At 74.7% G+C, this 22,558-nt stretch carries 20 protein-coding genes and 1 pseudogene; 18 read left to right on the plus strand and 3 right to left on the minus strand.

What is annotated here, in order from left to right:
• The 11 genes and pseudogenes from A2U95_RS32160 to A2U95_RS25190 form a co-directional block, all read left to right on the plus strand.
• Positions 1 to 556 (plus strand): annotated as a pseudogene (locus A2U95_RS32160) (SUKH-4 family immunity protein); the annotation flags it as partial.
• 107 nt (positions 557 to 663) lie between these two features.
• Entirely contained in the window at positions 664 to 1,374 is a 711-nt protein-coding gene (cpaB, locus tag A2U95_RS25145; RefSeq protein WP_166027112.1) for a Flp pilus assembly protein CpaB, read from the plus strand.
• Between the two features lie 10 nt (positions 1,375 to 1,384).
• Entirely contained in the window at positions 1,385 to 3,010 is a 1,626-nt protein-coding gene (locus A2U95_RS25150) for a CpaE/TadZ family protein (protein ID WP_166027075.1), read from the plus strand.
• Entirely contained in the window at positions 3,007 to 3,393 is a 387-nt protein-coding gene (locus tag A2U95_RS25155; protein WP_166027077.1) for a TadE family protein, read from the plus strand. The genes A2U95_RS25150 and A2U95_RS25155 overlap by 4 nt, the downstream gene beginning before the upstream one ends.
• Positions 3,394 to 3,410: 17 nt before the next feature.
• Positions 3,411 to 4,790, plus strand: a complete 1,380-nt coding sequence (locus tag A2U95_RS25160; RefSeq protein ID WP_166027079.1) for a TadA family conjugal transfer-associated ATPase — start codon at positions 3,411 to 3,413, stop codon at positions 4,788 to 4,790.
• On the plus strand, positions 4,787 to 5,728 hold the full coding sequence (locus tag A2U95_RS25165) for a type II secretion system F family protein (RefSeq protein ID WP_166027081.1): 942 nt from the start codon (positions 4,787 to 4,789) through the stop codon (positions 5,726 to 5,728). Before A2U95_RS25160 ends, A2U95_RS25165 begins: the two co-directional genes overlap by 4 nt.
• 3 nt (positions 5,729 to 5,731) lie before the next feature.
• Entirely contained in the window at positions 5,732 to 6,640 is a 909-nt protein-coding gene (locus tag A2U95_RS25170; RefSeq protein WP_166027083.1) for a DUF5936 domain-containing protein, read from the plus strand.
• 54 nt (positions 6,641 to 6,694) lie between these two features.
• Positions 6,695 to 6,895, plus strand: coding sequence for a hypothetical protein (locus A2U95_RS25175; protein ID WP_166027086.1), 201 nt, complete (start codon positions 6,695 to 6,697; stop codon positions 6,893 to 6,895).
• A gap of 233 nt (positions 6,896 to 7,128) precedes the next feature.
• On the plus strand, positions 7,129 to 7,497 hold the full coding sequence (locus A2U95_RS32970; protein WP_240958077.1) for a hypothetical protein: 369 nt from the start codon (positions 7,129 to 7,131) through the stop codon (positions 7,495 to 7,497).
• A gap of 15 nt (positions 7,498 to 7,512) precedes the next feature.
• Positions 7,513 to 8,097: a hypothetical protein gene (locus A2U95_RS25185; protein ID WP_166027088.1), complete on the plus strand. Its 585-nt coding sequence runs from the start codon at positions 7,513 to 7,515 to the stop codon at positions 8,095 to 8,097.
• A 2-nt stretch (positions 8,098 to 8,099) separates the two neighbouring features.
• Positions 8,100 to 8,753: an OmpA family protein gene (locus tag A2U95_RS25190; RefSeq protein WP_166027090.1), complete on the plus strand. Its 654-nt coding sequence runs from the start codon at positions 8,100 to 8,102 to the stop codon at positions 8,751 to 8,753.
• A gap of 138 nt (positions 8,754 to 8,891) precedes the next feature.
• Here A2U95_RS25190 and A2U95_RS25195 read toward each other — a convergent pair whose 3' ends face one another.
• The 3 genes from A2U95_RS25195 to A2U95_RS25205 form a co-directional block, all read right to left on the minus strand.
• The gene (locus A2U95_RS25195; RefSeq protein WP_166027092.1) at positions 8,892 to 10,454 is read right to left on the minus strand and encodes a DHA2 family efflux MFS transporter permease subunit; all 1,563 of its coding nucleotides are present in this window, start codon (positions 10,452 to 10,454) and stop codon (positions 8,892 to 8,894) included.
• A gap of 306 nt (positions 10,455 to 10,760) precedes the next feature.
• Complete coding sequence (locus tag A2U95_RS25200; RefSeq protein WP_166027094.1) at positions 10,761 to 10,922, minus strand: hypothetical protein; 162 nt, start codon at positions 10,920 to 10,922, stop codon at positions 10,761 to 10,763.
• Positions 10,923 to 11,084: 162 nt separating this feature from the next.
• Entirely contained in the window at positions 11,085 to 12,803 is a 1,719-nt protein-coding gene (locus A2U95_RS25205) for a hypothetical protein (protein ID WP_166027096.1), read from the minus strand.
• A gap of 711 nt (positions 12,804 to 13,514) precedes the next feature.
• Between A2U95_RS25205 and mscL the strand changes: the two genes are divergently transcribed.
• From mscL to A2U95_RS25240, 7 genes are all read left to right on the plus strand, one after another.
• The gene (mscL, locus tag A2U95_RS25210) at positions 13,515 to 14,006 is read left to right on the plus strand and encodes a large conductance mechanosensitive channel protein MscL (RefSeq protein ID WP_166027098.1); all 492 of its coding nucleotides are present in this window, start codon (positions 13,515 to 13,517) and stop codon (positions 14,004 to 14,006) included.
• Between the two features lie 237 nt (positions 14,007 to 14,243).
• On the plus strand, positions 14,244 to 15,260 hold the full coding sequence (locus A2U95_RS25215) for a hypothetical protein (RefSeq protein WP_166027100.1): 1,017 nt from the start codon (positions 14,244 to 14,246) through the stop codon (positions 15,258 to 15,260).
• A gap of 55 nt (positions 15,261 to 15,315) precedes the next feature.
• The gene (locus A2U95_RS25220) at positions 15,316 to 18,288 is read left to right on the plus strand and encodes a DEAD/DEAH box helicase (protein WP_166027102.1); all 2,973 of its coding nucleotides are present in this window, start codon (positions 15,316 to 15,318) and stop codon (positions 18,286 to 18,288) included.
• Positions 18,285 to 19,724 (plus strand): hypothetical protein, encoded by a 1,440-nt coding sequence (locus A2U95_RS25225; protein ID WP_166027104.1) that lies wholly within the window; start codon positions 18,285 to 18,287, stop codon positions 19,722 to 19,724. The genes A2U95_RS25220 and A2U95_RS25225 overlap by 4 nt, the downstream gene beginning before the upstream one ends.
• Before the next feature lie 4 nt (positions 19,725 to 19,728).
• The gene (locus A2U95_RS25230) at positions 19,729 to 20,289 is read left to right on the plus strand and encodes a dihydrofolate reductase family protein (RefSeq protein ID WP_166027106.1); all 561 of its coding nucleotides are present in this window, start codon (positions 19,729 to 19,731) and stop codon (positions 20,287 to 20,289) included.
• 48 nt (positions 20,290 to 20,337) lie between these two features.
• Positions 20,338 to 21,282 carry an endonuclease/exonuclease/phosphatase family protein gene (locus A2U95_RS25235; protein ID WP_166027108.1) on the plus strand — a complete coding sequence of 315 codons (945 nt, stop codon included), beginning with the start codon at positions 20,338 to 20,340 and terminating at the stop codon, positions 21,280 to 21,282.
• 443 nt (positions 21,283 to 21,725) lie between these two features.
• On the plus strand, positions 21,726 to 22,499 hold the full coding sequence (locus A2U95_RS25240) for an isoprenyl transferase (protein ID WP_166027110.1): 774 nt from the start codon (positions 21,726 to 21,728) through the stop codon (positions 22,497 to 22,499).
• Positions 22,500 to 22,558: the final 59 nt, after the last annotated feature.

The raw sequence follows: 22,558 nt of genomic DNA on the forward strand, positions 1-22,558 counted from the left end.
CGGCGGCGACGCCCGGCCCACCGGCCCCGAGGGGCTGCGCCCGATACCCGCGCCGCGCCCCGCGCACGGTGTCCCCGGTCCGGTGGCCGGACCCGCGCAGGGCGCTCCCGGTCCGGGTGACCGGCCCGCGCGGGGCGGTGCCGGACGGCGGCGGCCCGGCCAGGACGCCGCCGACGCCGCCCCGCACCACGCCTCCGGGGCCGCCGTGCCCCCGCAGGACGCCTTCGGACCGGCCTGGCGCCGTGCGCCGGGGGCGCCGGGGGCCGCGCCGCTGCCCGGCCAGGGCCTCTCCGGTCAGGGCGCTCCCGGTCAGGGGACAGGGTCCACCGGTTTCGTGCCGCGTCCCGGTCACCGTCCGTCCGGCCGCCCCGGGCCCGGTGCGGACGGTCACGAGCACGCCCCGGAGCACGGGACGGGTCCCGGCCCGGGGGCCCCGGCCGCCGTGCGGCCCCTCGGGCAGGGCGCTCCCGGCACCGCCCGGGACCCCCACCGGCCCGCGCCCGGCCCGCATCCCGAACCGCCCGCCCACGGCCCGGTGCCGCCACCCACGCCCTGACCGGGCCGGCGCCTGACCGGCCGCGCCACCGCCCGCCCCGCCCGAACCGTTCCGCCCGCACCACCGAACCACGAACCACGAACCAGAACCCCGAGGTGAGACAGACCGTGAACTCCCGCCAGCGCCGCGGCGTTCTGCTGCTGGTCCTCTCGGCGACAGCCGCCCTCGTGGCGTTCGCCGGAGTGCTCGCGGTGGTCCGGGACGTGCAGTCCAAGGTCGGCCCCGAGGTCACCGCCTACCGGCTGAAGGCCAACGTCGCGCCGTACCAGGAACTCGACCCGGGCCAGTTCGAGAAGATCAGCATGCCGAAGCGCTGGCTGTCCGGCACCGCCGTGACCGACCTCTCCGAGATCCGCGGGAAGATAGCCGTCACCCAGCTCCGCGAGGGCTCCCTGCTCCAGTCCGACATGGTGGTCGACCGTCCCGAACTCCGGCGCGGGGAGCAGGAGATCGCCATCATGATCGACGCCTCCACCGGCGTCGCCGGCAAGATCACCGCCGGTGCGCGGGTCAACATCTTCGCCACCTTCGAGGGCGAGGACCGCGGCCAGGACCAGTCCCGGCTGATCGTGCAGAACGCCCGCGTCATCGACGTCGGCAAACTGACCGCGCTCCAGCCCGACGGCAGCGGCGCCAACCGCCGCACCGCCACCGAGGCCGTGCCGATCACCTTCGCGCTCTCCACCGACGACGCCCAACGCGTCGCCTACGCGGAGTCGTTCGCCGAACACGTGCGCCTCGCCCTGGTGGCCGGCGGCGACGACGGCTCCGTGCCGCCCGCCGACCGGACGTACACCCTCGAGCAGGACAAGAACTGAGGGGCCGCCGATGACCGTCCGCATCCTCCCCGCCGTGGGAGACGTCGACTCCGCCCGCGCCCTCGCCGCCCTCCTCGACCAGTTGCCCGAGGTGGTGCCCGCGCCGCCCGTGCACGACTCGGCGACCCTGCTCGACGCCCTCGGCGCGGGCGCCGCCGAGTCGGTGGACGAACTGCCCGAGGTCGTCCTGGTCCACGAACGGATCGGTCCGGTGCCCGCGCTGGAGCTGATCCGGGAGATCGTGCTGCGCCACCCGGCGGTCGGCGTCGTACTGATCACCGCCGACTCCTCACCCACCACCCTCACCGCCGCCATGGACTCCGGCGCCCGCGGCGTCGTCACCCTGCCGCTGAACCCCGAGGGCCTCGCCGAACGCGTCCACGCCGCCGCGTCCTGGGCCGCCGGGATGCGCCGCCACCTCTCCGCAGGCTCCGGCGCCGACCCGTACGGCCGTGGCTCGGGCGGCACCGTGGTCACCGTCACCGGCGCGAAGGGCGGCGTCGGCGCCACCGTCACCGCCGTCCACCTCGCCCTCGCCGCGCGCGCCTCCGGCCGCACCGTCGCCCTGGTCGACCTCGACCTCCAGGCGGGCGACGTGGCCTCCTACCTCGACGTCCAGTACCGGCGGTCCGTCGCCGACCTGGCCGGCATCCACGACATCAACCCGCGGGTCCTCCAGGACGCCGTCTACACCCACGAGTCCGGCATCGCGCTGCTCCTCGCCCCCGCCGAGGGCGAACGCGGCGAGGAGGTCGCCGACCGCACCGCCCGCCAGGTCCTCTCCGTCCTCCGCTCCCGCTACGACGTGGTCGTCCTCGACTGCGGGGCCAGGATGGACGCCGCCACCGCCGCCGCCGTCGAGGCCGCCGACCACGCCCTGCTGGTCGTCACCCCCGACGTCATCGCGGTGCGCGCCGCCAAGCGGATGGTCCGCCTCTGGGACCGGCTCCAGATCCGCAAGGCCGAGGACACCCTCACCGTCGTCAACCGGCACGCCCGCGGCTCGGAGATCCAGCCCCAGCTCGTCCAGCGGATCACCGGCACCCGCACCGCCGCCACCCACGTGCCCGCCGCGTACAAGGAACTCTCCGCCGTGGTGGACGCCGGCCGGCTCCAGGACCTCGACGCCAAGTCCTCCGTCAAGCGGGCCCTGTGGACGCTGGCGGGAGAGCTCGGACTGGTCGCCCCGGCCCCCGACGACGGGGCGGCGGGCCGCGGACGCCGCCGCAAGCCCGGCGGCGGCATCGCCCTGCGCCGCGGCGCCGGCGACCGGGGATCGGTGACGCTGGAGTTCGCCGGGATCTTCCCCGTCGTCCTGGTGGTGGCCGGCCTGCTCTGGCAGGCCGTGCTGTGGGGCTACACCTTCTCCCTGGCCGGCAACGCCGCCGACGAGGCCGCCCGCGCCGCCACCGCCGCCCACGCCGTCCACGGCGACGTGGCCGGCGCCTGCTCCGCCGCGGGCACCCGGCACCTGCCCGACGCCTGGAGCGGCGCCGAGATCAGCTGCGCCCCCGAGGGCGACCTGATGCGCGCCACCGTCCGCGCCGACGTTCCGCTGTTCTTCCCCGGCGTCGACGCGGGATGGTCGGTGAACGGCACGGCCGGCGCGGCCCTGGAAGGGGGTGACCTGGGGTGAGGGGCACGCCCCGGACCCGGCCCGGCCGCCTCCGCGGCGACCGCGGCGTGTCGTCCCTGGAACTGGCCGGCTACCTCCCCGTCCTCCTCCTGATCGCCATGGCCGCCCTCCAGCTCGGCCTCGTCGGCTACGGCGCCAACCAGGCCGGCACCGCCGCCCGGGCCGCCGCCCGCGCCGCCTCGCAGCACGGCGACGGAGCCGCCGCCGGCACCGCCGCCGTCAGCTCCTGGCTCGACCCCGCCGTCAGCGCCCCCACCGGCCCCGAGACGACCACCGCCCGCGTCACCGTCCACGTCCCGTCGGTGATCCCGCTCCTCGGCGACGGCTGGGACGTCGTCCGCGAGGCCACCATGCCCACCGACCGCCTGTCCGCCGACGACTGAGGAAGGAGACCCGACCCATGAGCCTGCGCTCCCGCCTCGCCGCGGCCAACGGCCCCGACGGCGCCGCCTCCGGCCTCCCCGGCCAGGACGGCGCGTCCGGCCACCGCGAGGAGAACCACCTCGTCGCCGTCTACCGGGCCAAGCTCCTCGAGGAGATCGACCTCGCCGAGATGTCCGCCCTCGGCGCCACCGAGCGCCGCACGCGCCTGGAGCGCGTCCTGGGCCACATCATCAGCCGCGAGGGCCCCGTCCTCTCCTCCACCGAGCGGGCCCGCCTGATCCGCCGCGTGGTCGACGAAGCCCTCGGCCTCGGCGTCCTCGAACCGCTCCTCGCCGACCCGTCGATCACCGAGATCATGGTCAACGGCCCCGACTCGATCTTCGTCGAGCGCGCCGGCCGCGTCGAACACCTGCCGCTGCGCTTCGCCTCCGCCGACCAGCTGATGCAGACCATCGAGCGCATCGTCTCCACGGTCAACCGCCGCGTCGACGAGTCCAACCCCATGGTGGACGCCCGCCTGCCCACCGGCGAGCGCGTCAACGTGATCATCCCGCCGCTCGCCCTCACCGGCCCCACCCTCACCATCCGCCGCTTCCCGCGCGCCTACACGCTCCCCGAACTGATCGGCCTCGGCTCCCTCGACGAGCAGATGCTGCTCCTGCTCGCCGCCTTCGTCCGCGCCCGCTTCAACATCATCGTCAGCGGCGGAACCGGCACCGGCAAGACGACCCTCCTCAACGCGCTCTCCGGCCTGGTCCCCTCCCACGAGCGCATCATCACCATCGAGGACTCCGCCGAACTGCAGCTCCAGCAGAGCCACGTGATCCGCCTGGAGTCCCGCCCCGCCAACATCGAGGGCAAGGGCCAGGTCACCATCCGTGACCTGGTCCGCAACTCGCTGCGCATGCGCCCCGACCGGATCATCGTCGGCGAGGTCCGCGGCGGCGAGACCCTCGACATGCTCCAGGCCATGTCCACCGGCCACGACGGCTCCCTCGCCACCGTCCACGCCAACGCCGCCGAGGACGCCCTGATGCGGCTGCAGACCCTCGGCTCCATGTCCGAGGTCGGCATCCCCTTCGAGGCCCTCACCGACCAGATCAACTCCGCCGTCGACGTCGTCGTCCAGCTCGCCCGCCACGCCGACGGCGCCCGCCGCATCGTGGAGATCGCCCTCCTCGTCTCCCGCGGACGCCAGCCCTACCGCATCGCCACCGTCTCCCGTTTCGTCCCGCAGCCGATGGGCCCCGACCGCGTCGTCCGCGGCCACTACCAGCACCTCCCGCTGCCCCGCGAGGCCGCCGACAAGCTGTTCCTCGCCGACGAGGCCGTCCCGCCCGCCTACGGCGTCACCGACGCGCTCGACGCCGGCAACACCCGGGAGGCGCTGACGTGAACTGGCCGTACCTCGCCCTCGGCGCCGCCCTGCTCGCCTGCCTCCTCGCCGTGGCCGGCGTCCACGCCTACGCCTCCGGCCGCGCCCAGCGCCAGGCCCTCGTCGACCGGCTGGAGACCGAACAGGGCGCCGTCGGCCCGGTCGGCGGCCGCTCCCGCCGCTTCACCGCCGTCGACCGCCGCCTGCGCCGCACCCGGCTCGGGCGCGCGGTCCAGCTCCGGCTGGCGGCCACCGGGCTGGACGTCACGGTGGGCGAGTTCGCCGCGTACGCCTGCGGCGCCGCCGTCGCCCTCTGGCTCCTCGCCTCCGCCGTCCTCGCCCCCTTCTTCGGCCCCATCGCCGCGTTCGTCGCGCTGTGGTCCGCCGGGGTCTACCTCAACTGGCAGCGGCAGCGCCGCATCGAGGCGTTCATCAACCAACTCCCCGACGTCGCCCGCCTCATCGCCAACGCCACCGCCGCCGGCCTCGCCCTGCGCACAGCCCTCGCCATGGCGGCGGAGGAGCTCGACGACCCCGCGGGCTCCGAACTCGCCCGAGTCGCCGACCAGTTGACGCTCGGCCGCTCCATGGACGACGCCCTCGGCGAACTCGCCGAACGCCTCCCCTCCCGCGAACTCGTCGTCCTGGTCACCACCCTGGTCCTCTCCAACAAGGCCGGCGGCTCCGTCGTCTCCTCCCTCCGCAACCTCACCAAGACGCTCGAGGAACGCAAGGAGACCCGCCGCGAGGTCCGCACCATGCTCTCCGAGGTCAACGCCACCGCGTTGACGGTGCCGCTGCTGGGCGTCGGCTCCCTCCTCCTCATCGACACCTCCAACGAGGGCGCGCTGGCCCGGGTGACCGGTTCCCCGGTGGGCCAGGCCCTGGTGCTGCTCTCGCTGGGCCTGTACGTGGTCGGCTTCCTCGCCATCCGCCGCCTCGGAAAGATCGAGGTGTAGCCGATGCCGACGTCGACGCTGCTCCCCCTCGCCCTCGCCCTCCTCACGGCCCTCGCCGCGGCGGGCCTCGTCCTCGGCGTCCGCCTCCTGCGCGCCGACGCCGCCCTCCCCGACGACCTCGCCCTCGCCCTGGAGGTCGGCTCCACCCGCGTCGGCCGCCGCGACTCCGCCGTCGACCGCCTCGGCATGCGGTTCGCGCCCACGGTCCTGCGGCTCATGGGCCCGCGCCGCGCCGACGCCAAGCGGCGCCGCATCGACATGGCCGGCAACCCCGGGGGACTGACGCTGCAGCGCTACGCCGCGCGGCGCGCGGTCTACGGCCTCTTCGGCGCGTTCATGTTCCTCGTCTTCGCGACGAACGCGTCCTGGCCCATGGCCCTGGTGTCGCTGGCCTTCGGCCTCCTCGCCGCCGACGCCCAGATATGGCAGGCGGTCCGCGAACGCCGCGAGGTCATCGACCGCACGCTGCCGGACTTCCTCGACGTCCTCGCCGTGGTCGTCTCGGCCGGCCTCGCCTTCCGCCAGGCCCTGGACCGCGTGGCGGAGCGGTACGAGGGGCCGTGGGCCGACGAACTGCGCATCACGCTGCGCCAGATGGACATGGGCGTCCCCCGCCGCCAGGCCTTCGACGAGCTGCGGCGCCGCAACGACAGCGAACAGGTCGCCCAGTTCGTCTCCGCGCTGCAGCAGGGGGAGGAGCTGGGTTCCCCCATCGCCGAGACCCTCATCCAGATCGCCACGGACATGCGCCGCACCGACGCCCAGAACGCCCGCCGCCGCGCCGCCAGGACGATTCCCAAGGCCACGCTGGTGACCCTGCTGTTCATGCTCCCGGCCACGATGATCCTCATCGCCACGGGCATGTTCCTCGGCACGGCCACCGGCATCGGATCCATTCTGGGGGGCGGATGACCACGCCCCCGCCCTCAGGAACCCCCACCCCACCCACCCAACGGGAGGCCCACCATGACCCGACTCCGCACCTGGACCAGGACCACGTTCGCCCGCCTACGCGGACCGGAGAGGGACCGGGGGGCGAGCTTCATCGAGTACGCGGGGCTACTGATCATCGTGGCGGGGATCTTCGTGCTGATCGACAGCTTGGCGCTGGACAACCTGATCTCGAGTGCCATTCGGCGCGCCGTCACGGACGTGGTCGGTGGTTAAAACGCCGAGCGAAGGGTGATCAGGGGCAAACCCTGCCAATCTACATATGGCTTACGGGGATTCTGCTTTTTGCCGCCCTTGCCTTCTTCGCGTTCGCCCAAGGGGCAGCTGTCCGTGCTACCACACAGACGGCGGCAGACGCGGCGGCACTTGCGGCCGCGCAGCAAGCCAGGGAGGACCTGATCACCGCCTTCGGCGACAGTGTTGCCGAGGGAGACGATTGGCTGGACTGGTTGGATGGCGAACTGCCTGCGGTCACCTCGGCGGGCGCGGCGGCACAAGAGTTGGCCGCCGCCAACCAGGCGACCATCATTGCTGGGCCGCAGCCGTCCGAGGCGCATGGATACCAGGGGTATCGAGTGGAGGTTCGTTCCAACAGGACCGTGGGCGATTCCGTCATCCCCGGCACAGAGACCATGCGGGCTGAGGCCGCCGCGACAGCAGTTATCGAACCACTGTGCGACTACGACCCGGCGGCGAACCCCGAGGAACCGGTTGAGATCGACTGCGATGGCCAGGTGGTCGAGATCGACCCTGACGACTTCGACCCGGATGCCCTTCCGGACCCGACCAACATGTTCTCCGTGTACCTGGCCGAGTGAAAGGAAACGGCACCTATGAAGCTGCTGCGCATCGCGACGGGCAGGACTACGAGGGCAGCCGCCCTAGCCGCAGGCTTGCTGCTGGTGAGTACCGGTTGCAGCAGTGGCGGCGGTGACGATCCGGACAAGGGCAGCTCCGCGGGCACGCCTGGTAAGCGCACCGAAGACAAGACACCACCCAAGGGTGAGCAGGAGGCGGCTGTACTCGCGGAAGTCAAGAGCGGCGACATCTCCCTGGCGGTCACGTCCGCGGTTCGTGACGAGGGCGGTTTCGTCACTCTCAACGGCACCGTCACCAACAATGGTGGTGAGTTCTGGGTGGCGGGGGACTGGCGCGGCGACGAGAGCGAGCTCAACGGGAACGGCCCTTCGATGGCTGGCGCCTCTCTTGTCGACAGCAAGGCCAAGAAGAAGTACCTGGTCCTGCGAGACACCGAGGGGCGTTGCCTGTGCACGAAGTTCGACGGCGGTGGTGTGGACACGGGCAAGACCGCCGACTGGTATGCCCAGTTCCCCGCACCTTCGGAAGACGCGACCGAGGTCAAGTTCCAGATCGGCTCCATGCCCCCCGCGACGGTCCAGCTTTCGGCGGGGGAGTAGCCATGCCACCCACCCCCCGCCCCGTCCCCACCCCTCTCACCACACTCGCGCTCTTCCTCGCCCTCACCGCGACCCCTGCGGTCGCAGACGAGGGTGGGCCCAGCGAACCCCCCGGAACCGTGAGTTCCGCCGCGCCGCCGGAGGTGGACGGCGGTGCCGGCGGCCTGCGGCTGGAGCCGGGGGCGCAGCTCGCCCCCGCCAAGGTGCTGGACATCAAATCCGTCGTGGAGGACCTCGGCGGCGAGGAACGCCGTGAGGACACCCCCGAGTCCGTGACCCTCGCCCTGCAGGCGGAGGTGCTGTTCCCCAAGAACAGCTCCCGCCTGAACCCGGAGGCCAAGGCCCGCATCGCCGCGATCGCCGAGGAGATCGCGGGCCAGCAGGCCACCACCGTCCGCGTCTTCGGCTTCACCGACGACCTCGGCAGCTACGCGCACGGCGAGAAGCTCTCCAAGGACCGCGCCGACCAGGTCCAGCGCGAACTGGCCGCCCACCTCGGCCCCGACGTCTCCTACGAGGTCCGCGGCTACAGCGAGGACTACCCCATCGCGGACAACTCCACGGAGGAAGGCCGCCGCAAGAACCGCCGGGTGGAGATCACCTTCCAGAAGCAGGCGTCCCCCGAACCCTCCGCCTCCGCCCCGTCCGGCGGCTGACCGGAGGCGTGCTCCGGAGCGCTCCCCCGGCAGCACCCCCGGGCGCGGCGAAGCCGCTCGCCGGGCCGGGACACGGCCGGGTGGGCGAGCGGCTTCAGCAGCGCGGAGGGGGGAGGGACGGGGCCGCGGGGCCGGGGGTCAGTGACCCGCCGGCTGCGCCGCCTTCCTCACGTCACCGTGCGCGTCCCCGGCGGCCGGGGCCGGGCGGCGCAGGGTGAGGCCGATGAGGAGGGCGGTCACCAGGACCGCCGCGCCGACGAGGAAGGCCAGCTGTGCGCCGCCCGTGAGGGACTCCGCCGCGGAGACGCCCTCGTGGGCCAGGGACTCGGAGCGGGCGGAGAAGAGGGCGACGAACAGTGCCGTGCCGGCCGCTCCGGCGACCTGCTGGACCGTGTTCAGCGCCGCCGAGCCGTGCGAGTACAGCTGCGGGGTCAGCCCCGCCAAGGCGGTGGTGAAGAGGGGGGTGAACATCATCGAGAGGCCGAGGCACAGCACGATGTGGGAGAGGAGGACCAGCAGCCAGGAGCTGTCGGGCTCCACCGTGGACAGGCCCAGCATGGCCAGCACCGTCATCACCGAGCCGGGGACGACCAGCGGGCGCGGGCCGAACCGGTCGTACCAGCCGCCCACCACGGGGCCGAGCAGACCCATGAGGATGGCGCCGGGGAGCACGATCAGGCCGGTGGAGAGCGGGTCCAGCTTCATCGCCTGCTGGAGGACCAGCGGGAGGAGGATGAGCGCGCCGAACATGCCGAGGGCGGCGACGGACATCGCGGCGAGCGACTGGGAGAAGCCGGGCGCGCGGAAGGCCCGCATGTCCATCAGGGCGTCGTCCGTGCGCTGGAGCTTGAGCTGACGGAGGACGAACAGGAGGAGGACCGCCAGGCCCGCGGTCACCGGGATCGCCGGGTGCACCGCTGCGCCGCCGCCCTCGCCCATCGCCGACAGGCCGTACACCAGGCCGCCGAAGCCGAGCGCGCTCAGCGGGAGCGACAGCACGTCCAGCTTCTGCCGGCGCCGCTCGGAGACGTCCTTGACCATCAGGGCGCCCAGCACCAGCGTGGCGATCGAGATCGGCAGCATCACGCCGAAGACGCCGCGCCAGCCGAGGGGCTCGACCAGCGCGCCGGACATGGTGGGACCGAGCGCCGGGGCGGCGGCGATCACCAGGGAGACGTTGCCCATGAAGCGGCCGCGCCGGGACGGCGGGACCAGGTTCATGACGGTTGTCATCAGCAGGGGCATCATCACGGCCGTGCCGCTGGCCTGGACCGCGCGGGCCAGCACCAGGACGCCGAACGTCGGCGCCAGTGCGGCCAGGGCGGTGCCCGCGGTGAAGAGCCCCATGGCTATGAGGAAGGAGCCGCGGGTGCCGAGGCGCTGCAGCAGGAAGCCGGTCATGGGGATGACGACGGCCATCACCAGCATGAATATGGTGGTGAGCCACTGGCCGACACCGGCCGAGACCCCGAAGTGCTCCATGATCGGCGGGAGCGCCACGCCCATGGTGGTCTCGTTGAGGATCACCACGAACGCCGCGACCAGCAGCAGGGCGATCACGGTGAAGTGGCTGCGGGACAGCTTGCCGTCCGCGGGGACGCCGTCCGGGCCGGGCGCGGAGGGGACGCCGGGCGGGGCGTGCTCCCCGTTCACCTCGGGAGAGGACGCGGGGGTGTTCGGGCGGGCGGACGCGGTGTCCATGGAACCTCCGGGCTGCTGCTGCTGACTGGGCGACCGTGTGCCGTTACCCGGCGGGTGCAACCTGTGCCTGAGCAGGAGCATTCCTCCGCCCACCCGCAGGTGACAGGGGTCACGTGCAGAACGGGCGGGGGAGGCGTGGGGTTCCGGCCGGCGCGGACCGGGCGAGGTGCGCGCCGTCGGCAGGTTCCGGTCGTCCGGGGAGGAGTTTCTCAGATTCCCGCGCGCACGGCAGGGTGTCCGCCCGTCGGCGTCCACCCGAAGCCGTGCGGAAGGGGAACCGGCAGCAGCCCGGGGCGGAGGACCGGATCAGCGGGTGCGACGGCCACCGAGGCCGGCGAGGTGCAGGGCGACGGCGGCGAGGCCGAGCAGGGTGAGGTTGCCGGAGCTGAACACGGCGTTGGTGTCCAGTTCGGTGACGTTGACCAGGAAGGCGATGACGAACAGCACGGCGCCGGCTATGGCAAGCATCTGGCTGACTCCTTGTTCGGTGTTCGGTTGTATCCGTCGTCTCGGGTCGGGCGGCGGCCCCGCGTCCCTCGGCCAGGGCCGCCGTCCGTGCCTTCCCGTCTGCCCGGATTCCGAAGGGTCAGGCTCCCTCGCCCCGCGGCGCCGCGGCACCGGGGCGCGGCGTCAGTTCGTCCTCGTGTTGGTCAGGTGCGCGCCTATGTACCCGACGATCACCCGGCCGGTGATGCCCTTGGTGTCGTCCAGGAAGTACACCCGCGGCGACGTGCTCCCCTTGCTGTCGATCTTCAGGTGCGACTGCATCTCCGCCGTCCCCGACGCGTCCACCGCCTCCGGCACCGGGAAGATCCGCTCCCCGCCCCACCGGTTCATCGTCGTCTCCGACTCCACCAGCGCGACCTGCTTGCGCGGCCACTCGCCGCCCGACCGCGGGGAGGAACAGTACTGGTAGAAGCCGCCCTTGAAGCCCTCCTTGGCGGCCCGGGCGTAGGAGTTCAGCGCCTGCAGGCCCTTCCACGCCTTGGCCGCCCAGATGTGGCCGCGCTGCGCGTCGTCGAGGTCGAGGGCCTGCTGGGCGTCGGCCGTGACCAGCACGCCCTCCAGGGTGTCCAGGCGCTCCCACACCGTCCGGAACGTCTCCGGGGAACCCGCCGCCTCCTTGACGACCGTCTCCTCGTACCGGCCCTCCTCGCACAGCCGCTCGCGCAGGACGTACACCTCCGCCTTGGCGGCCTCCTCGCCGTCCATCGCCCGCAGGGCCGTCTCCATGTCCTCCTCGGCCTGCGCGACGGCCAGGTCGCGTTGTTCCTCCAGGGCGGCCATGCTGCGCGCCGACAGCTCCGCGTCCAGCCGGGCCTGCCGCAACTCCTCGCGCGCCCGGTCGAGTTCCGCCCGCAGCGCCTCGTTCTCGCTGCGCAGCGCGGACACCTCGCCCGCGCCCGGCGGGGGAAGGAGGGCCGGCGCGGCGGCCCGCCTCCCGCCCGCGCGGTGCCGGCGGGCGGTCTCGTCCGGGAAGAGCACCGCCCGAAGCGGCCGGGGGAGCGGCGCCTCGGTGGACAGCCGCTGCACGGCCCGCACCGTGCCGAACCAGGTCCGGTCCCGCGCATCGCACATCCGGGCCGCGGTGACGAAGCGGTGCCGCGAGGCGTCCTTGCCCCAGGCCGGGTCGACGTCCCTGAGGTAGGTGCGGACCGCTCCGGGCGACACGCCGTGGCACTCGCCCATCACCTCGCGGAACGCGTCCACCGCCTCCAGGTCCGCCAGCAGGTACAGGGAGGCGGACCCGGCGGCCTGCCGGACGATGCGGTCCAGCCGCTCCGACCAGAGGCCGTCGGCCGGGGGCCGCTCCGGCTGCGCCGCCACCACCACCGGCAGCCGGCGCCCGGGGTCGCAGAGCACGCCCATCAGCGTCTCGACGCCGCCCGCCTCCACGCACTGGGCGTCCAGCGTCAGCCGGGCCGGTCCGTCCTCCGGGCGCAGGGCCGCCACCAGGTCCCGCACCAGCCCGGGCCGCCCGGGGGCGGGACGCCCGCCCCCGCCGGGAAGCACCTCGTCGTCGGGGAACACCTCCAGGCCCACCGACACCGCGGCCATGTCCTCCGAGGCCAGCGCGGTGATCGTGGTGCGCCAGACCGCTTCCGCCCGCTCCTCCCGCAGTTGCAGGCGTATCGCGCGTTCGGTGCCGTCGGGGAGGCGGGCGGTGTGGTTGGTGAGCACCGTGGCCTCGTCCAGGCGGTGCCGGCCCGGGGTCAGCGGTACGGCGCCGCCGAACCTGCCCTCCAGCCACCGGGCGCTGGTCAGGCGCACGTCCTGGAAGAGGGTCTCGGCATCGGGAACGGTCAGTACCGCTCTGTGGGCGAGGGGATGGTCGCTGAGGTCCGTCACGGTCGGTGCTCCCTCCACGCAGGCGGGGCCTCGCGACCCCGCACCTCTCGCAGAGCCCCTGTCCGGCACCCTGCCGTCCACAGGAGTTCGACGCTTGTTCCGGAAACGAGCGCGAAAATGCGTGAGTTCCAACCGTCCCCCGAACGGGTGGCGGCCTTCCCCGGATCCGCCGCCCGCCGCCTCCCGGGGAGGGGCGGACCGCGGATCCGGGAAATTCCCCTCCGGTTCCGCGCATGAACGGCGCACCACGGGCAACAAGGGGAGCACCGTCGTGGCCGGGTGCGCCGCGCGGGGCGTGTGCGGCGGACGACGCCGCACGACGGCGACGTCCCGCCGGTGCCCCGGTCCGACGGCATTGCCCGTCCCGCCCGGGCGCGCGTCGTGCCGCCCGCCGCAACGGCGCACCGCGCGGCGACGGTTCCCCCCCCGCGGGCGCGGCCCGCCTTCCCGTCACCCGCAGGACGCCGGACCGGCGGTGGAGCGCCGCGACTCCACGCGCACCGGGCCGGCGGATCCCCATGCCGACGGACCCCCGGGCCGGTTCTCCGCGCGCAGGGGGGAGGCCGGCCCGGGGACGGCTCGAGGCCCGCGGGCCGCCGGGTCCGGGGGCGCGGATTGGGAGAGCCGGCGCGGGCCCCCTAGGGTTCGGTCCCGTCGTGTTCCTCAGCCGCGGCATGCGTGTCGGCGGAATCGGTACGGAAGGAGCCTCGGGTGAGCGAGGAGAAGGTCAGCGTGCTGGAGGGCTTCAAGGCCTTCCTGATGCGGGGCAACGTGATCGACCTGGCCGTCGCGGTCGTGATCGGCGCGGCGTTCACGAACATCGTCAACAAGATCGTCGAGGGCGTGATCAACCCCCTCGTCGGGGCCTTCGGCACCATGGACCTGGCGCAGTACGGCACCTGCATCAAGGGCGACTGCACCAAGAAGGGGCAGGGCGTCGAGATCATGTGGGGGCTGGTGCTCAGCGCGACCCTGACCTTCCTGATCACGGCGGCGGTCGTCTACTTCCTGATGGTCCTGCCGATGTCCCGCGTGCTGGCCCGCCAGGCGGCCCGCCGCAAGGCCAAGGAGGAGGAGCACGCGCTGAAGCCGGAGCCGGTGACCGTCACCGAGCTGGAGGTCCTGCAGGAGATCCGCGACGCCCTGGTCCACCAGCGGCCGGGCGGCACCGCGGCCGGCGGCACCGTGGTCTCCCCGCGCTGACCGCCGACCGCGGTCGCGACCGCGCCGCCGGGGACGACCGCGCCGCCGGGGACGACGGCGACCGCGGACGCGGTGACGACGGCCGCGTCCGCGCCCGCGGCGGCGGCACGGGCGTTCTCCCCACGGGATCACCCGGCGGGGGCCCGTCGTGTCCGCCGGGCGGGGAAGGGCCGTGCGGGGAGCGACCGCGGGGAAAATGGGGCCCGCCTCCCCCGGTCCGTCACTAAGGTCGTGCCCATGACCAGAACGACCCCGCCCCGGCCGCTCGACGTCGAGGCCCTCTTCCCGGAGCTGGCCCGGTACCGGGGCACCACCACCCGGCTGCACCCCCGCCCCGGCGAGCCCACCGTGGCGGACAGTTCGGTGGGCGGCCCGCTCCTCTGGCCCGCGGGCGAGGCGTGGCCGGTGTGCACGGAACCGCACGACCGCGGCACCGGGTACCGGACGGAGGACGTCCGCCGTTCGCGGCGGGGTTCGGGGGCGCGACCGGAGAAGCGCCGCCTGCTCGACGTGCCGGACGACCATCCGGTCCCGATGATCGCGCTGGCCCAGCTCTACCGCCGCGACGTCCCGGACCTGCGCCCCGGCCCCGACGGCGCCGACCTGCTCCAGCTCTTCGCCTGCCCCTTCGACGCGCACGGCGGCACGGGCTACGGGATGAAGCTCCACGTCCACTGGCGGCGCTCCGCCGGGGTGACCGCGGCGGAGGTGGCGGACCCGCAGCCGGAGCCCGAGGTGGTCGGGTTCGGCGGCTACGTGCCCGAGCCGTGCGTCCTGCACCCCGAACAGGTCGTCACCTACCCCTTCGCCGGGTGCCTCCCCGAGGAACTGGAGGCCCGCATCGACGAGTGGGAGGAGGAACTGGAGGAGGAGGCCGAGGAGCGGACCGTCGTGAAGCCGTGGGCGGACCGCGGCCCGGACGGCGACTACGGCGACGAGGCCCCCGAGGTGCCCCGCTACCAGTACGACCTCTCCATTCCGCCCGGCTGGCGCGCCGGCGGCCACGCCTCCTGGCACCTCACCGATCCGTCCCCCGTGGACTGCCGGACGTGCGGCACGCCGATGGAACTGCTGCTGACGGTGGACAGCCGCGAATGGGACGGCACCGTGAGCTGGCGTCCGGTGGAGGACGACGGGCTGCCCCCGCACCCGCACGCCTCCCCGACCGAGGTGGTGGTCGGCCGCTGCGGCGAGCTCAACCTCTTCTCCTGCGCCGCCGACCCCGCCCACCCCCACCGGTGGAGCATCCAGTAGGCCCGTCGACTCCGACGCGCCGGGCACGCCGTTCACCCTGGGGGAGACTGTGCGCATGGTGTGGTTGACGCGGGGCCAGGCGGCCGAGCTGGCGCGGTGCGCCGCGGTCTTCGAACCGGGCGACCCGGCGCGCACCGGTCACGTCGCGTTCCACCGCCCGGAGGGCCCGCCGCCGCGACGGCTGCCGGCGGGGGAGCGGGGATGGGCCCGGCTGGTGGTGCCGGACGGCGGTGGCCGCCCGGTGCTGCGCAGCGTGCCCGTCCTGCGGCTCGCCGTGGCCGAGGCGATCCCCGTGCTGGCTCTCGCCCGCCGGGAGTACGGCGGCCCGCGGCGGGGCCCCGCCCCCGCCGCGGGCCCGCACCCGGCCGCCGCCTTCTGGGGCGGCGTCCTCGCCCTCGGCCTCCAGCTCCTGGCCAGGGAACGCGCGTTGCCCGGCGTCTCCCCGGGCGGTCACGACACCTGGCGGGCCGGACCGTTCGACGCCGAGGACGTGGAACGCCTCCGGGCGCTGGTGCGCGCCGCCCCGCCCGAGGCCGTCGCCGCGCCCGACTCCGACGTCGACGCCCTGGTCCGCGGCTTCCTGGACGCGGTCGCCGACGCCCTGCCGCGCACCCCCGCCGCCGAGACCGCCACCGGCCGTGCCGCCTTCGCCGCCGTGGAGCCCCAGTACGTGCCCCAGTTGCGGGCCTGGGCGGACGAGATCTCCGCGGGCGTCGACTCCGGGGTACGGGTCCGCCTGCACATCGAGATCGTCGAGCACCCGGACGCCCCGGGCCGCGGGCCGGCCGGCCGGCCCGCGGCAGGCCGCACCCCGGCGGACCGCGCGCCCGTCACCCGTCTGGTCCCGCGCGCCCACAGCCTCGCCGACCCCACCCTCGCCATGGACGCCGACGCCCTGTTCGCGGGCGCCGACCACGCGCTGGGCCCCGCCGCCCAGGCCGACATGGTGCGCGCCCTGCGCCGCGCCGCCGACGTGTGGCCGCCGCTGGAGCGCCTGCTGCCGGTGCCCCGGACCCTCGACCTCACCCCGCGGGAGCTGCGCGACCTGCTCGCAGCGGCCGGTGGCCGCCTGGCCGCGCAGGGGGTCGAGGTGGTCCGCCCGCCGGACGCGGAGGCCGGCGCGCTCACCGCCCGCGCCGTCGTCGGCCCCGGACCCGGCGGCGCCGAGGGCCCGGACGCCTTCTTCACCGGCGGTGCGGCCGCGGGAGCGGGCGGCCCCGTCCAGCTGACCTGGCAGCTCTGCCTGGACGACGATCCGCTCACCGAGGAGGAGGCCGCCGAGGTCACCGCCGTGGTCGAGGCGGGCGGTTCGGCCGTCCGGCTGCGCGGCCGGTGGGTGCTGATCGGCGACGCCCCCGCCCGCACCGTCCGGGAGAAGGGCACGCTCGGACCGCTCACCGCCGTCGAGGCGCTGGCCGCCGCGCTGACCGGCGGGACCGAGGTCCGGGGCACCGAGGTGCCGGTGCTGCCCGACGACCGGCTGGTCGAGATCGCCCGCCGCCTCACCGCGCCCGGGCGCGGCGACGACACGGACGTCGCCGGGCCGCCGGCCGCGCTCGACGCCACCCTGCGCGACTACCAGTCGCGCGGCCTGACCTGGCTGCACCGCCTCGGTTCCCTGGGCCTCGGCGGGTGCCTCGCCGACGACATGGGCCTCGGCAAGACCGTGCAGCTGATCGCCCTCCACCTGCTGCGGCGCGAGCGCGGCGAGGCCACCGGCGGCCCCACCCTGGTGGTCTGTCCGGCCTCCCTCCTCGGCAACTGGGAGCGCGAGGTGAAGCGTTTCGCCCCGGGCACCCCGGTCCGCCGCCACCACGGCCCCGGCCGCGGCCTCGAGGGCGTCGAGGACGGCTTCGTCCTCACCACCTACGGCACCATGCGCCTGGACGCCCCCCAGCTCGCCGCCGTCCACTGGGACCTGGTCGTCGCCGACGAGGCCCAGCACGTCAAGAACGCCTACTCCTCCACCGCCAAGGCGCTGCGCCGCATCGGCCGCGACGCCGTCCGGATCGCCCTCACCGGCACCCCGGTGGAGAACAACCTCTCCGAGCTCTGGTCGATCCTCGACTGGACCACCCCGGGACTGCTGGGCGGCCACACCCGGTTCAGACGCCGCTGGATCGCCCGCATCGACGCCGAACGCGCCGGAGGCGTCCCCGCGGCCGGCACGGGCGAACTGTCCGCCGCCGAGCAACTCGCCGCACTGGTCAGCCCGTTCCTGCTGAGGCGGCGCAAGAGCGATCCCGGCATCGCTCCCGAGCTGCCGCCCAAGACGGAGACCGACCGCCCCGTCCCCCTCACCGCCGAACAGGCCGCGCTCTACCGCGCCCAGGTCGAGCGGGCCATGGCGCGGATCCGGGCCGCGGGCGGGAAGGAGGGCGGCGAGGGGGCGTTCGCCCGGGCCGGGATGGTGCTCCGGCTGCTCACCTCCCTCAAGCAGATCTGCAACCACCCCGCGCAGTTCCTCAAGGAGGACCCCGCCGGGGCCCGGCTCGCGGGCAGGTCCGGCAAGCTGGAGCTGCTGGACGAACTGCTCGGCACCATCCTCGCCGAGGACGGCGCCGCCCTGGTCTTCACCCAGTACGTCACCATGGCCCGCCTGCTGGAGCGCCACCTCGCCGCACGCGGGATCCCCACCCTGCTGATCCACGGCGGCACCCCGGTCGCCGAACGGGAACGGCTGGTGCGGCGGTTCCAGGACGGCGAGGCGCCGGTCTTCCTGCTCTCGCTCAAGGCGGCCGGCACCGGCCTCAACCTGACCCGCGCCGACCACGTCGTCCACTTCGACCGCTGGTGGAACCCGGCCGTCGAGGCCCAGGCCACCGACCGCGCCCACCGCATCGGGCAGACCCGGCCGGTGCAGGTGCACCGGATGATCGTCGAGGGCACGGTCGAGGACCGCATCGCCGCGCTGCTGGAGGCCAAGAAGGAGCTCGCCGACGCCGTCCTCGGCTCCGGCGAGCAGGCGCTCGCCCGGCTGTCCGACGACGAACTGGCCGATCTGGTAGCGCTGAGGAGCAGCCGATGAACGACGCCGCGGCACCACCGGCCGGGTCACCGCGGGCCCGGACCCTTCCCGCGTTCCCCGCCCGCCGCGGCGGCCCCGTCCGCGGCCGGACCGCCTGGGGGCGGACCTGGACGGCGGCCGTGGAGGAGGTCTGGCCGGAGGGGGAGGGGCTCAGGCGGGGCCGGGCCTTCGCCCGCTCGGGCCGCCTCGGACCCGTCACCGTCGCCCCCGGGCGCGTCCGTGCCGAGAGCTTCGCGGGAGACGCCGCCCACGCCACCGAGCTCACCGCCCGGGTCCTGGACGACGCGGCGTGGGACCGGATCTGCGAGTGCGCGGCCGACCGGCCGGAACTGGCGGCCGCGCTGCTGGAGGGGACGCCGCCGGGGGAGCTGGCCGAGGCCGCCGAGGAGGCGGGCGTGTCCCTGCTCCCGGGCCACGGCGACCTCGACGCCGACTGCGGCTGCGGCGCGCCCGAGCACCCGTGCGCGCACGCGGTGGGGCTGGCCGTCCAGACGGCGTGGCTGCTCGACCGGGACCCCTGGCTGCTGCTCGTGCTGCGCGGACGGAGCCGTGAGGAGGTGCGGGACGACCTCAAGTCCGAGCTGCTGCTGCGGGCGATGACGGAGGTCGCCGCGGAGGGCGACGGCCCCGCCGCCGAGGACGGGGAGGCGGCCGGCGCCGGACCGTCCGGCCGGGGACCGGGCGGCGAGGAGCACGCGGGCGGGGGCCACGCCGCCGGCGACGACGGGTGTGCGGGGGAGGAGCCCTTCGACGAGGTCCCCCCGGAACCCGACGGCAGGGCCCCGCGCGCCAACCGGGCCGCGTACGCGCGCGAACGGCTGCCGCTGCCGGAGCTGCCCCCGCTGCCCGGACCGCGGACCGGGGCGGAGGAACCCCCGGCCACCGGGATCGAGGCCGACCCGCTGGACCGGCTGGTCGCCGACGCCGCGGTGCGGGCGCGGGAGCTGCTGGCCTACCTGCACGGGGCCGGGAGCGCCGAACCGCCGCCCCCGCCGGACGCCTGGCAGGACACCGTGCGGCTCGCGGCCACCCACCCGGATCCGCGGGCGCGGGACCGGCTGCGGCAGGCGGTGGCCGACCGGGCGGAGGAGCGCGGCCTCGACCTGGACGCCGAGCTGCTCACCGAGGCCTGGCGCACGGGCGGCGCGGCGGGGCTGGAGGTGCTGGAACACCCCTGGACGCCCGGCCCGCGCGAGACGGCGCGGGCCCGGACGGCACTGGCCGAGGCGTGGTCCCCCGACGAGGAGGCGGTGCTCACCGTCGAGGAGAACCGGTTCACCTTCGGGCAACGGGGGCCTCAGCTGCGACTGGGGCGGGACGGCCGGTGGTACGGATACCGGCGACAGGGCGGGACCTGGTGGCCCACCGGCGAACCGGACACCGACCCCGCGGCCGTGACCGCCGGACTGCTGGCGGCGGACGAGAGGAACCCGTGAGGCCATGAGGAACGTGATCCTGAACATGTCCGTCTCGCTCGACGGATACATGGAGGCCCTGGACGGTGACATCTCCTGGCACCTGGTCGACGAGGAGGTGCACCGGCAGGTCAACGGGTTCCTCGCCCCGGCCGGCGCCTTCCTGTGCGGCCGCCGCAACTACGTGATGATGGACGGCTTCTGGCCCACGGCCGACCAGGACCCCGACAGCCCCGAGCCGGTGCGCGAGTTCGCCGCCATCTGGCGGGACACCCCCAAGGTCGTCTACTCCCGCACCCTCGACCGCGTCGGCCGGAACGCCACCCTCGTCCGCGACGTGGTGCCCGAGGAGGTGCGCGCCCTCAAGGAGCGGCCCGGCGGTCCGCTCTTCGTCGGCGGGGCCTCGCTCGCCGCGTCGTTCCTGCGCCACGGGCTGATCGACGAGTTCCACCTCTACGTCCACCCGGTGATCCTCGGCCGGGGCCACCGGCTGTTCCCCGAACTCGAGGCCCGCACCGACCTGACCCTCGCCGACACCCGCGTCTTCTCCAACGGGGTCGTCCTGCTCCACCACCGCAGGGCCTGAGCGGGCGCGGGCGGAACCGGACCGGCCCGGTCCGCGTCCTGCCCCCACGTGGCACGGATCCGGAGACGAAGGCACAGCCCCCTCCTGCTCGCCCCGCTGGTGTCCGTCCTGCTCGCGGGGCACCCACTGGTGCCCAACACCGGTCCCCGCCTCGGCAGCCTCCTCGAGACCTTCCTGCCCTGGGCGGGGCTCGCCGTGCCGCCCCTGCTGCTGTTCGTCCTGCTGCGCCGCCGCACGCCCGTGGCGGTGTGCGCGGTGCTGCTGCCGGCCCTGACCTGGGCGTGGCTCTTCGGGCCCCACCTGCTGCCGCCGCGGGACCGGGGTGCCGACGGGCTCACCGTCGTCCAGCACAACGTGAGCGACGAGAACCCCGACCCGGCCGCCACCGCGCGCGCCCTCGCCGCGGCCGAGCCCCGCCCCGACCTGATCGCCCTCCAGGAGGTCACCCCCGCCGCGCTCCCCGCCCTGCGCGCAGCCCTCTCCGCGGGCTACCCGCACCACGCCTCCCACGGCACGGTCGCCCTCTTCTCCCGCCACCCCCTCACCGGGGTGCGCCCGCTCGACGTACGGCCCGCCGGGGTCGACCCGTCCTGGCGGCGGGCCCTGAGGGCCACCGTGCACCTGCCCCGCCACGGGGAGGTCGCCGTCCACGTCGCCCACCTCCCGTCGGTCCGTGTCACCCCGGCCGCCGGCCTCACCTCCGCCCGCCGCGACGAGAGCGCCCGCCTTCTGGCCGCCGCGGTCGACGCCGAACCCCTGCCCCGGGTCCTCCTCCTCGGCGACCTCAACTCCACCCTCGACGACCGCGGCCTCGCCCCCCTCACCTCCCGCCTCCCCGCGCCCGTCCACGGCCTCGCCTTCACCTGGCCCGCGTCCTTCCCCCTCGCCCGCATCGACCAGGTCCTCGCCCGCGGGCCCCGCGCGATCAGCGTCACCCCCCTGCCCCGCACCGCGAGCGACCACCTCCCGCTGCTGGCCCGCGTCCGCCTCTGAGCCCCGCCGCCGGCGCGTCAGCCGGGCGCGCCGGCGATCGCCCGGACGGGGGAAGCGAGGCGCCCGGGCCGCCGGGGAGACGGAAACTGTGAATCGGTGGCATGGGGCTTGTGGCGCCTTGGAATGAAATGTGACGTCAGCCTCATGGTGGGAGAATCGATCCAACGGCATCGCGACAGGCGAACCGAATGCCCCATTTGTTCTACGCGAGGCGTCGCCGCCCGACTTCGGAGCGTAGTTGTTTGCCGCCAATGTACGCGCCATCCCTTACGAAGGGTTATGGTGGAACTCCCCCCCTCGGGCCGGTCCGTCTCCCCCCCACGGACCGGCCCGTTTTCTTTGCCCCGGCAGGGCCCCCTCGGCCCCGCAGGGGGCGGGCCGGGGGCGCCGGGGGGCGGGGGTACGCTTCCCGGGACATCCCGCACGGAGGGGCTGACATTCACGTGAAGCTGCGCGACAACCTTCGCCGCCTGCTTGTCAGGGTCTACGCACGCCGCGTCGAGGGCCACCTCGACCACGACCAGGTGCCCAAGCACATCGGCGTGATCATGGACGGCAACCGGCGCTGGGCGAAGGCGGCCGGCGGCACGACCGTCGAAGGCCACCAGGCCGGCGCGGAGAAGATCGAGGAGTTCCTCGGCTGGTGCGCCGAGACGGACGTCGAGGTCGTCACCCTCTGGCTGCTCTCCACGGACAACTTCGACCGCCCGCAGGAGGAGCTCGTCCCGCTGCTCGGCATCATCGAGGGCGTGGTGACCTCCCTCGCGGCCGACGGGCGCTGGCGCATCCACCACGTCGGCACCACGGACGTGCTGCCCGACGGGATGCGGCGCACGCTCAAGGAGGCCGAGGAGACCACCGCGGGCAACGAGGGGATACTCGTCAACGTCGCCATCGGCTACGGCGGGCGGCAGGAGATCGTCGACGCGGTCCGGTCGGTCCTCCAGGACGCCTCCGCGCGCGGCGCCACGCTGGACGAGCTCGCCGAGACCATCGACGTCGAACTGATCGGCCGCCACCTCTACACCGGGGACCAGCCCGATCCGGACCTGGTGATCCGCACCAGCGGCGAGCAGCGGCTGTCCGGGTTCATGCTCTGGCAGACCGCGCACTCGGAGTACTACTTCTGCGAGGTCTTCTGGCCGGCCTTCCGCAAGGTCGACTTCCTCCGCGCGCTGCGCGACTACGCCGCCCGGCACCGGCGCTTCGGCGGCTGACGCCCCGGCGCGCCGGCCCTCCGGCCCGCCCGGCCCCGCCGGCCGTCCGGCCCGCCCGG

This window comes from Streptomyces chilikensis, assembly GCF_001642695.1.
GTDB lineage: Bacteria > Actinomycetota > Actinomycetes > Streptomycetales > Streptomycetaceae > Streptomyces > Streptomyces chilikensis.